This window comes from Prosthecobacter sp. (assembly GCF_044222345.1).
Classification (GTDB): domain Bacteria; phylum Verrucomicrobiota; class Verrucomicrobiia; order Verrucomicrobiales; family Verrucomicrobiaceae; genus Prosthecobacter.
In genome coordinates this window covers 17121-27716 of the sequence record NZ_JBGANL010000038.1, presented here as the reverse complement: position 1 = coordinate 27716, position 10596 = coordinate 17121, and the positions used below count along the sequence as shown (strand labels likewise).

The 10596-nt window shown below is 58.7% G+C and carries 8 protein-coding genes; 3 read left to right on the top strand and 5 right to left on the bottom strand.

The window, feature by feature from the left end; genetic code table 11:
* Window positions 1–160 precede the first annotated feature (160 nt).
* From ACILSL_RS18870 to ACILSL_RS18860, 3 genes are read right to left on the bottom strand one after another with little or no spacing between them, the layout of a single operon-like run.
* On the bottom strand, window positions 161–835 hold the full coding sequence (locus ACILSL_RS18870) for a response regulator (protein WP_395733612.1): 675 nt from the start codon (window positions 833–835) through the stop codon (window positions 161–163).
* A gap of 34 nt (window positions 836–869) precedes the next feature.
* A complete protein-coding gene (locus ACILSL_RS18865; RefSeq protein ID WP_395733611.1) occupies window positions 870–2189 on the bottom strand; it encodes a histidine kinase in 1320 nt (439 codons plus the stop codon).
* Window positions 2190–2248: 59 nt separating this feature from the next.
* Window positions 2249–3220: an ABC transporter substrate-binding protein gene (locus tag ACILSL_RS18860; RefSeq protein ID WP_395733610.1), complete on the bottom strand. Its 972-nt coding sequence runs from the start codon at window positions 3218–3220 to the stop codon at window positions 2249–2251.
* A 104-nt stretch (window positions 3221–3324) separates the two neighbouring features.
* On the opposite strand from ACILSL_RS18860, the gene ACILSL_RS18855 reads away from it, so the two are divergent.
* The 3 genes from ACILSL_RS18855 to ACILSL_RS18845 all read left to right on the top strand — a co-directional run bounded on the left by ACILSL_RS18855 (window position 3325) and on the right by ACILSL_RS18845 (window position 9138).
* Window positions 3325–4749 (top strand): Gfo/Idh/MocA family protein, encoded by a 1425-nt coding sequence (locus ACILSL_RS18855; RefSeq protein ID WP_395733609.1) that lies wholly within the window; start codon window positions 3325–3327, stop codon window positions 4747–4749.
* Window positions 4750–4773: 24 nt separating this feature from the next.
* Window positions 4774–6201, top strand: coding sequence for a hypothetical protein (locus tag ACILSL_RS18850; protein WP_395733608.1), 1428 nt, complete (start codon window positions 4774–4776; stop codon window positions 6199–6201).
* Between the two features lie 69 nt (window positions 6202–6270).
* Window positions 6271–9138 carry a PVC-type heme-binding CxxCH protein gene (locus ACILSL_RS18845; protein ID WP_395733607.1) on the top strand — a complete coding sequence of 956 codons (2868 nt, stop codon included), beginning with the start codon at window positions 6271–6273 and terminating at the stop codon, window positions 9136–9138.
* A gap of 92 nt (window positions 9139–9230) precedes the next feature.
* Here the strand turns inward: ACILSL_RS18845 and ACILSL_RS18840 are convergent, their stop codons facing one another.
* Both ACILSL_RS18840 and rpsU read right to left on the bottom strand, forming a co-directional pair.
* A complete protein-coding gene (locus tag ACILSL_RS18840) occupies window positions 9231–10115 on the bottom strand; it encodes a polyphosphate kinase 2 family protein (protein WP_395733606.1) in 885 nt (294 codons plus the stop codon).
* Window positions 10116–10305: 190 nt separating this feature from the next.
* On the bottom strand, window positions 10306–10542 hold the full coding sequence (rpsU, locus tag ACILSL_RS18835; protein WP_395733605.1) for a 30S ribosomal protein S21: 237 nt from the start codon (window positions 10540–10542) through the stop codon (window positions 10306–10308).
* Between the last annotated feature and the right edge of the window lie 54 nt (window positions 10543–10596).

Here is a 10596-nt window from a genome sequence, read left to right as displayed (position 1 = left end):
AACCGACATTCGTCATGCCAGGAAAGGGCTGGCAGAGGTCATGAAGGAGAGCTTGCCAGCTGTTCCAACGGATCAACGAAAGCCGTTGTAATCACGGGATGGCAGCCCTCAAAGAACTGCAAAACCAAGGGGCCAATTGGCGGCAGAAAATCGCGTGTGCTCAGCTCGCTTTCTGCCCTTCCGCCCATCGAATGGCGAAATAAGCCAGCTCGCCTGTCTCGTTCATCCCCAGTTTCGCACGGATGTTCATCTTGTGCACATCCACGGTTTTGGTGCTGATTCGCAGCGCCTCCGCGATCTGACCGGTGTTTTTCCCCTGGCCGATGAGGACAAAGACTTCAAACTCCCTGTCGCTCAGCTCTGAAATAGAATCCTTGGATTCGGTGGCGCTGCCGGAGGAAAAAGCCTTCAGGATTTCTTCGGACATCTCTTCGCTGACGGCGATGCCTCCGCTGGCCACACGGTGCAGGGCTTGCTCCAGCACTTTTTGCGGGGCGCTCTTCATCACGTAGCCGCGTGCACCTGCCTTGAGGGCGCGCTGTGCGTAAAGCTTCTCATCGTGCATGGAAATGGCGATCATCGGCAGCTTCGGACGCAGCAGTCGGAGATCTTTGATGAGTTCCAGCCCTGAGCGGTCTGGCAGTGAAATGTCCACCACCAGCACATCCGGCGTGTCCTCGTCCACCTTGCGCACGGCCTCGGAGGCATCTCCGGCCATCCAAGCAAAGGCGAGATCCGCAGCGTTTTCAATGAAGAGCCTCCATCCCTCACGCATCATCGTGTGGTCATCCACGATGGCAATTCGTATGGCGGCTTGTGTGGCATTGGTTTTCATTGGTGCAAGTTTGGGGGGCAATTGCTTTTTTGTTTCATGGAGTCTTTAGCGGAATCCTCACAATGGCAATCGAGAAATCCCGATCTCCTTTTTCAATGGTCCTCTCCAGCGTTGCTGAAAGTGTGCGCAGCCGCTGGTTCATGAGATGCAGGCCCATGCCGTGACCGTCTGACGCGGTCCGTTCTGTAAATGGCGTTCCATCATGAATGACGCTCAACACCACATTCGCGCCCTCCATCCGCACGGTGATGGTGATGACATTCGGCTTGGAATGCTTGCATGCATTGACGACCAGTTCCTGGGCAATACGGAAGAGCAATTCCTGGGAGCTCCCGGTGAGAGAGGGGCTCAAATCGGAATAGTCCAGCGAGCACCGCACCATGTATGACTTCTCGGCAAACTGCAGCACATTCTCCAGCGCATCCTTCAATCCATGATTCTCGATGCCCACTGGGGCCAGCCCCCACGCCATGCTGCGAGCGATCACCGTTGATTCTGAAAGCTCCTCAGCCACCTGTCCGGCGAGGGTGGCAATCTTGCCATCTTCATCATGGATCATTCCCTGCACGACTCCTGCTTTCATTTTGATTGCTGAGAGTCTTTGACAGAGATCATCATGCAAATCTCTGCCGATCTTCCTGCGCTCCTGTTCAGCGGCTTCGAGCACCATGTTTTCCGCTGTCCTGAGCTTGGTCACCGCCCCGGCAAATTCTTTGGAGATCATGGAGAGTTCATCACGTCCCTCCAAGGTCATCGGGAGGCCGTCCTTGGAGCTGGCGGCGCGTAAGATTTCCACCACTTTGCGAACCCTGCGGGTGATCAATTCATCCAGGGCAAACCAGAGCAGCAGGCATGATGCCAGCAGCACCCCGGCCTGTCGCAAAGACTCCTGCCAGGCTTCCTCATGTACTTCGACCAGCGCCAGCGTGGCATCATAGCGGATCAGGACCGCCGCGCGGCTGCTTGATTCATAGGTTTCGAAGAACGGAACCATCACCACAAGGCTGGTTTTCTCAGCGTTCCACTCAAATGCAGGCGCCATGGTCTCCAGTACAGCAGCGTGCCGCTGCCATTCTTTTGCCAGCGGTGTTTCCAGCACGTTCATCTGCTTCCATTGCATGTGAGTGGAGCAGGTGACGATTCCCTCCTTGTTGCATACCAGCCCCAGATCCACATCTGAAGATAGTGACACGTAAGCCATCTCGAGTTCGGCGGCACGTTCCTGCTGCCTGCGGGACAGGTGCTGCAGCAGGCCCGCCAGGCGGCTGCCCGTTTCAGTAGCCTCCTGCTCCAGGCGTACGAGCCGGCGGTTTGTCAGCCACTGCTGATTTCTCGAGTTGTTGAGCAGAATCATCAGGAGGCCAAACGACAACACACTCAGTGTGATGCGACTTTGGATGGAATGAAAAAATTTCACGGGTGCACCTCCTTCGTAAAGCTCTCGTCGATCCATTCGCCGCCCGTCGGCTTGGACATGATGATGCCGGTGTGGAGCATCTGCTTCTCCATTTGCAGCGCCAGTTGCGGGAGTTGTTTCAGCATTACCGCATTTTCAGCTTTACTCAGCCGGCGCAGACGACCGAGGCATGAGGCAAGTTCGGCGGCGTTCAGGTTTTCACGTCGCAGGACGGCATCCAATCCCAGGAAGGGTTTGCCTGCCCATAGGGCGTCAGCCATGACTTCCTGAACTTGCAGCAGAGACTCCAGATCTTCACGGGAAAATTTACAGGCACGCTCGGAGGCCACCAGCAAATAGGTGATCGGAACCTTGAGCTGGGTTGAATCATAAAGGCTGTGAATGCCGTTGTGAGACAGCCTGGTCAGCCATGGGTCCGTGATCACCACCGCCTCCACCTGCCCGGCTTGAATGGCTGGTTCCATCTCAGACTGAAACATGGGAACCATTTCTATTTCTGTCATGGTCATGCCCACGCTTTCCAGCGCATTCGCCAGCAGATAGGAGCCGGCGCTGCGCTCCACCCCCACTCGCTTGCCTTTAAGATCCTGCAGCCGCCGGATTTCAGGGCGCGCCAGAAGCGCATCTGCTCCATCAGACTGGCTCAGCACCTTGAGCACTTTCAGCTTCTGTCCCGCCTCCCGCATGCGCAGGACACTGTCCAAGGTCATCACCGCCACATCAGCGGCACCGCTGCCAAATGCGCGGACCACTGCGGATGACCAGGTGATTTCGATGATTTGAAAGCGGTTCGGTGGCAGGACTTGCAGGTCTCCAGCCAGCAGCAGGGGCTCGGCGGCCGGCCATACCCCAGGGACGATCCGGAGGCGGCCTTTTTTCTCTTGATAAGGGAGAAATGAGGCCGCGAGCAGCACTGCGGCACACAGGAGGGGCAGGAAGCGCTGCAGCAGCGCCTTGGGATCTTTCATCCTGCCAGCATGCAACAAACTGACGCATCATGTCCACTTTTGCTTGCTGGGGAGTTCTTCATTTCTTTTCTGGCCACGGCGGGAGCCTCCGCTAAGCTGTCAGCATGGCCAAAGATATTTCCACCGTCTCTCGTCGTCATTTCCTGACCGCCAGCGCCGCCGCGCTTGGTTTTCCCACCATCATTCCCGCCACGGCTCTCGGGAAAGGGGGACGCCCCGCGCCTTCGGAGCGAATCACCGTCGGTGCCATTGGCTGGGGGACGATTGCAGGTGACTGGACCCCGTCCTTCCTCAACAACGCCAAGTGCCAGGTCATCGCCGTGGCTGATCCCATGAAGGAGTACGGCCACTACGGCTACGATGGCAAACGGACTGGTGGGCGTGAGGCTGGCAGGAAGATCATCGACGCACATTATTCCCAGTCGGCCAGCAAGCCCGTGAAAGCCTGCGCCGCCTATTCGGACTTTCGCGAAATGATGGAGAAAGAAGACCTGGATGCCGTGCAGGTTTCCACTCCCGACCACTGGCATGCCTACCTGGCCATCTATGCCGCGCGCAAAGGGAAGCATATCTATGGCCAGAAACCGCTGGCACTCACCATCGCCGAAGGCCGCCGCATGAGCGATGAAGTGGCCAAGGCTGGCGTCACCTGGCAGACCGGCAGCCAGCAGCGCAGTGATCAATACTTCCGTCTCGCCTGCGAGATGACGCAGAACGGCCGCATCGGCAAACTCAAGCGCGTGCGCGTCGGTTTGCCCGGAGGCCACAGCAACTGGAATGGCATGGCGGACCAGATCAATCCCGCACCGCTCCCGCCCGACTTTGATTACGAGATGTGGCTTGGCCCGGCGGAGCACATGGACTACCGCCCCGCCTTGCTGCCGCTGAACTGGCGTCACAACTTCAATTTCTCCGGCGGCATGATCACGGACTTCGGCGCGCATCACATCGACATCGCCCAGTGGGGCATGGGCACCCAGCTCAGCGGCCCCGTCGAGCTGCGCAACGTCTCCGGCACCATGGACAAGGCGGCGCTCTACAACACCGCCTCCGAGTTCGCCTTTGAGTGCGTGTATGAAAACGGCCTTGTCATGCAGGTGGCCAGTCCGACGCATAAGATCATGCCTGAAGTGGAGGCAGTGCTGGCCACGCCCAACGCCAAAAAGCCCTTCGATCACGTCGGCGTGATGTTTGAAGGTGATGACGGCAAATGGATCTACGTCAATCGTGGCAAGATCACCGCCAGCAGCCCCGAAATCCTGCGCGAAAAGACCCGCCCTGAGGAAATTCATCTCTACGAAAGCAAGGACCACACGGACAACTTCCTCTCCTGCATCTATGATGCCAAACCGACGGCGACCCCCATTGAAGTCTCACACCGCAGCATTACCATCGCGCACCTCGCCAACATTGCCCTGCGCAGTGGCAGCACTGGCTTGAAGTGGGATCCGAAAACGGAGACCATTGCAGACAATGCCGCCGCTTCTGGACTGCTCTCCAAGGAATGGCGCAAGCCATGGGTGCTTTGATTTAGCGTTTTTCAACACCATCGCATGCCAAAACATTCCCTGACATCGCACTGGTACGGTGTTGTCCTGATGGTCGTGCTCGGACTTGGCGGGGGGCTTCCCGTTGGAATACAGGGGCAGGACACGATCAAGATCGGTCCGCTCCAGCCCTTGCAGACATTGCCATCACTCGGGCCGGCAGTTCCGGTGGTGCCCCAAACGAAAGCCCCTGTGGCCGCCCCCGCAGCTTCGCCAGCAATTCAGCCAGAGGCTCCGCCGCCTGCGGTCCCTCCTGCCGCAGCACCGCCGCCACTGCCCACCAGCAGTGCTCTCACCATCACCGCGCCGATTGCGCAGGCATATCTCTACATCGAGCCCTATCAGACGCGCTTTGAAGTGATCTTTGATGCGGCCACCGTGCTGGCCTGGCTGGCACCTGAGGCTGCACTGCCTGCCGCGCTTTCGGCCGACCAGCAAAAGCAAATTGTCGACACCATGGCATCGCGTGCTTCCGACTGGTGCACTCTAAGCGTCGGCGATCAGGCGCTGCAAGTGCCGATGCCCTTGGTGGCGGTGATCAAGGGCCTGCCCGGCAACACGCTGCCCTTGAAAGAGGGGGAGGAAGTGGCCCTAAATCAGGCGCTCGTCGGATTCATGTGGGAGTTTGCCACACCTCCGGGTCCGGATGAAATGAATGTCACCTGGAAAGGCTGGATCAAAGGCACTACCAAGCTTCCGGTGCGTGTCTTCTTTGGACCCTTGAGCGAGACCGGGGAAATACACTCCACGATCAAAACATTCCGCTGGCGCAACCAGGGCCGCATGCCCCGCCCGGCCCCGCTTGTGGCTGTGCCGCAGATTCCTTTGCCACAGCCATTTCGCCTGCCCCTGGGCGGCATCCTCTGGCTCGTGGGCGGGCTGGTGTTTTACATCTACCTCAAGGTGAAAGATCACAAGCTTCCGGGGGGCAGTCTGCCCTATTTTTTCGTCTGGCTGCTGGGTGGGGTGCTCATGAGCCAGCTGCTCGTGCTGCCCATTCATACAGGGCCTGCCGCTCAGGCCATCACCCAGGTGGCGGAGGCTCAAAAAATCGTCTCTCCGCTGCTGCGCAATGTCTATCGTGCTTTTGATCATCACGCCGAGTCAGACGTGTATGACGTTCTTGCCCGCAGTGTCGATGGCGAGCTGCTGCGCAAACTCTATCTCGAAACCATCCAGGCGCTCACGCTGGATGGCCGTGAAGGCACCCGTGTCACCATAGCCGAATTTTCCGCCACCGTGGACAAGGTGGAGCCGAATCCCAAGGGCGCAGGCTTCATCGCGGATTGCAACTGGATGGCCCGTGGCATCGTCGGACACTGGGGGCACAGCCACCCTCGCGTTAACATTTACAACGCACGCGTCACCATCACCCCGGTGAAAGATGAATGGAAGCTCACCGGCCTCGAAGTGCAGGAAGTCCGGCGGCTGTAGGCGGGTAATTTGGTGATAAGCCAGTCTGTCTGCAATGAGACGCCTCATTGGCAACGTATGACTCCCATCATGCGCCAGTTGCTTCTCTTCCTTGCCATCCCCGTTATCGCCGCTGACCTCCCTCCGGATAAAGGCAGCACCATCCCCGAAAGTGGCAAACGTCCCGTTGTCATCACCGGCAAAGCATCGCTCGCGCTGCCAAAGCATGATCTTCCTGACGGCTATACCCTCGAAGTCGCCGCAGCCTCGCCGCTCGTCACGCATCCCATCATGGGCTGTCTCGATGACAAGGGACGGCTCTTCGTCGGCGATGCCGTCGGCGTGAACTGGAACAAGGCGCAGCTTGAAGCCAGCCCGCCCAACCGCGTCCTCATGCTCGAAGACACCGACAAGGACGGCAGCTACGACAAGAGCACCGTCTTCGCGGACAAGATGACCTTTCCCCAAGGTGCCTGCTGGTTGAATGGCAGCCTCTACGTCGGCTCACCACCCGGAATCTGGAAGCTCACCGACACCGACAACGACGGCGTCGCCGACCAGCGCGAGATGATCGTCGGCGGTTTTGACTACACCGGCAATGCCGCCGACATTCACGGCCCCTTCCTGCATCCCAATGGCCGCCTCTACTGGTGTCATGGCCGCAAAGGTCACAAGGTCGCGCAGAAGGACGGCACGCTGGTCGATGAATCACTCGCCTGCGGCATCTGGAGCTGCAAGCCCGATGGTAGCGACGTCGCCTGGCATTCCCTCGGCTGCGGAGACAACCCCGTCGAAGTCGATTTTACTCGTGACGGCGACATCATCGGCGTGCAGAACCTCTACTACACCCAGCCCCGTGGCGACACCATCATCCACTGGCTGTACGGCGGCATTTATGAGCGCAGCGATCAGCTCAAAGCCATCGCCCATCTGCCGCGCACCCTCGAAACCATGCCCGTCATGTACAATTTCGGCCACGTCGCCGTCAGTGGCTGCTGCTTTTGGAAGAGCTACGGGAGCGCGGACACTCCTGTCCGCACTCAGTCTGCGCAGCAGTTCATGGTCACCCACTTCAATACCCAGCGCCTCGTCCGCATGGAGCTCACTCCCAGTGGCAGCACCTACAAGGCCGTCGAAAACGAATTCCTTAAGCTTCACAATCCCGACATCCATCTCACCGATGTCATGGAAGACCCCCGCGACGGCTCCCTCCTCCTCATCGACACCGGCGGCTGGTTCCGCATCGGCTGCCCCTCCAGCCTCATGGCCAAGTCGGACCTGCTCGGGGCTGTATATCGGATCAAATCGACGAAGCCGAATGCCGCACCGCTTGCCAGCAAGGGCGCGGCTGCCACCCAGTCCGCAGGAGATTTGCAGTCAGCCATTTCAGATCTCAAATCGTCAGACCCGCATGTCCGGCTGCATGCCCTTGCGATTGTCGCGAAGGCCAGCCCTGGAAAAAACGATGTAGTTGACGCCCTTCGACAGATGATGGGAGACAAACTGGATCCCTCCCTCGAACACGGCCTGATTTACGCGGCTAAAAGACAGAAAGCCATTCGCCCTCAGGACCTCAAAGACTGCTCAGACACAGTGGCATTTCGCCGCATGCTGCAAAGCCTGACGGCAGAAGATGCCTCGGGCCAGGACCTGAGTCTTGGCATCGCAATGAAGCAATTGGATGCAGCCGACGCCGAGCTGGCCAGGGTGGCCTTGTCTTTTGTCACCGCTCATCCGGATGCAGATGAACGTATCGCTTCTGAATTCGCCCGGTGGCTGGACGAACCCAGGCTTGCACCGCAGCGGCTCAAAGCTCTTTCGGGATTCTGCTCTACGCTGATCACCAAGGCGGAGACTCAAAAACGCATGACCGCGATGCTTTCGCATGCTTCCTCTGATGTTCGAAGCGCAGCCTTGAATGTTTTGGCCACTCAAACCACCGGCACCACCAACGAAGCCTGGCTTCCCGCTCTTGACAAGCTTCTCGCTGAATCCCCGACGCCGCTTGTTTTCGACGCCGTCAAAAAACTCAAGACCCCGCACTTCGACGCCGCGCTGCAAGCCCTCGCCAACGACACCAAGCGTCCGCTTGCCATTCGCCTCAAAGCCCTCGACTCAGCCAAGTCCGTCAAGCTCACTGGCGAAACCTTCACGATGGTCAAGGGCGTGCTCGCCGATGCTGCCTCTTCTTCCGCCGCGAAGATTCAGGCCGCAGGTATGATTGCCAGTGCGCCTCTGGCCAAGCCGCAGCTCCTCGAAGTCGCACCGCTCTTTGCCACGTTGGGTCCCGTCGAACTCAAATCGCTGCTTGGCATCGTGCGCAAATCGAAAGACCCCGAAGTCGGCAGTGCGCTCGCACGTGAGATCGCCAAAAATCCTGTCATCGCCAGCCAGCAGGAAAGTGCTTACCGCACCACGTTTAGCGACCTGTCGCCGGAGATTTTTGAGACGATCATCCTCCCCGCCTACAACGCCGCCGTCGCTGCCTCCGAATCCAAGAAACGCCAGCTCGGCCCGCTGGCCGACAAAGTCATCGCCAGCGGCAATGCGGCGAATGGGAAAAAGAACTTCGAGATGGGGAAGGGGACCTGCATCGCCTGCCACAAGATCGGCTCCGCAGGCCGCCCCATCGGTCCCGATCTCTCCCACATCGGAGCCATCCGCACCGAGCGTGATCTGCTCGAAAGCATCCTCTTTCCCAGCAACACCCTCGCCCGCGATTACGAGGCCCACGTCATCGAAACCAGCGACGGTCAGCAAACCCTGGGCGTGATCAAATCCCATACCGCTGAAGGCCTGCTCGTCGTGGACATCGCCGGTCAGGAAAAAACCATCGCGCATCAAACCATCGCCGGAGACACCACCTTGATCACCAGCCTCATGCCGCAGGGGCTGGACCAGACCATGCCTGAAGCTGAACTCCTCGACCTCGTTGCCTGGCTGCGAAGCCTGAAGTGATTTGAAATAGTCGAAAAGGTGGGAAAAAACGGCCGCATTCTTGATCCGGCCCTTTTCCCGCTTTTCCTCTTTTTCGGCCAATCTGACCGCCGCTACTCCGCCAGCAGCATCCGCTTCGCCGCCTGCAGGTGCTTCTTCTGCTCCGCCGGCAGTTCGGGATACTTGAGCTTCATGCTCTTCATCTCGGCCAGGATCGCTGCGCTGACGATGAGGCGCATGTTTTTCTTGTCGTCCGCTGGCACGACATACCAGGGGCAGTCTTCGGTGGCGGTGGTGCGGATGGCATCTTCATAAGCCTCCATGTATTCCTTCCAGTGGCCGCGCTCGCCCACGTCGCCCTCTTCAAATTTCCAGTTCTTGCTGGGCGTGTTGATGCGGTCGAGAAAGCGCTTCTTCTGCTCGTCCTTGGACACGTTGAGGAAAAATTTGAGAATCAGGATGCCGTTGCGGTGGCAGTAGGCCTCGTAGTTGCGGATGTCTTTGAGCCGGTCGGCGAAAAGCTTTTCAACGTTCTTCGTCGTTTGCGCGGGCAGACGCTGCACCTGGGTCACGATCTCAGGATGCACCCGGCAGACGAGCACCTCCTCATAGTAGCTGCGGTTGAAGATGCCGATGCGGCCACGCGGTGGCATCACGCGAGTGTGGCGCCACATGAAGTCATGGTCCAGTTCAGCCGATGTGGGGCGCTTGAAGGCATGCACCTCCACGCCCTGCGTGTTCACACCGCTCATCACATGCTTGATCGTGCTGTCCTTGCCGGCGGCGTCCATGGCCTGAAAGACGAGCAGCAATGCCTGCCGGTCCTGCGCATACATCTTCTGCTGCAGGTCGTCGATCTCCATGCGGAATTCGGCGATGAGGGACTCATAGTGCGCATCGTCCTTGTAGAGATCCTTCACCTTGGTCTTTGCCTTCTTGATGTGAAACGGTTTGCCATCCGGCACGCGGAAGTCATCCAGGTCGAGCTTGAGTTTCATGAGGGGATAATGAGGAGCTGTCAGGAATTAACAGCAATGCGCCCTGATGAACAGAAGGAACTGAAAGGGTGGGGGCAAATGGTGCACAGACCTCCCCTGGTTTGAAAAGACAGCCACGAGCCAAGATGCGCGGGCACAAAAAAGGGCGGGGGTGAACCCGCCCTTTAAAGAGTCTTTTCCCTGAGCCGAATTAAGCTGCGGTGACAGGAGCCTCGGGAGCGCCGGGGGCCTTAGGCAGGGTGAAACGATAACGGATCTTACCACGCTTGGCAGCAGCACGGGCTTTGCGCTTGGTGCGTTCTTTGGGAGTCTCATGCGCACGCAGGCGGCGGACTTCTTCAAGGATGCCGTCCATTTCAAGGCGGGTCTTGAGGCGTTTGAGAGCGCGGTCAACGGGCTCGCCTTTACGGATCTGAATTTCGGTCATAAACGGGTCTGGGTGGTTTGGGAAAAGGGGTGTGAAAGTAGGGGAATGAGGCCG

Coding starts and splice junctions, on each gene's coding strand:
- ACILSL_RS18855 (WP_395733609.1), top strand. CDS start 3,325: ATGGCCAAAGATATTTCCACCGTCTCTCGTCGTCATTTCCTGACCGCC.
- ACILSL_RS18870 (WP_395733612.1), bottom strand. CDS start 835: ATGAAAACCAATGCCACACAAGCCGCCATACGAATTGCCATCGTGGAT.
- ACILSL_RS18840 (WP_395733606.1), bottom strand. CDS start 10,115: ATGAAACTCAAGCTCGACCTGGATGACTTCCGCGTGCCGGATGGCAAA.
- ACILSL_RS18865 (WP_395733611.1), bottom strand. CDS start 2,189: ATGATTCTGCTCAACAACTCGAGAAATCAGCAGTGGCTGACAAACCGC.
- rpsU (WP_395733605.1), bottom strand. CDS start 10,542: ATGACCGAAATTCAGATCCGTAAAGGCGAGCCCGTTGACCGCGCTCTC.
- ACILSL_RS18850 (WP_395733608.1), top strand. CDS start 4,774: ATGCCAAAACATTCCCTGACATCGCACTGGTACGGTGTTGTCCTGATG.
- ACILSL_RS18845 (WP_395733607.1), top strand. CDS start 6,271: ATGCGCCAGTTGCTTCTCTTCCTTGCCATCCCCGTTATCGCCGCTGAC.
- ACILSL_RS18860 (WP_395733610.1), bottom strand. CDS start 3,220: ATGAAAGATCCCAAGGCGCTGCTGCAGCGCTTCCTGCCCCTCCTGTGT.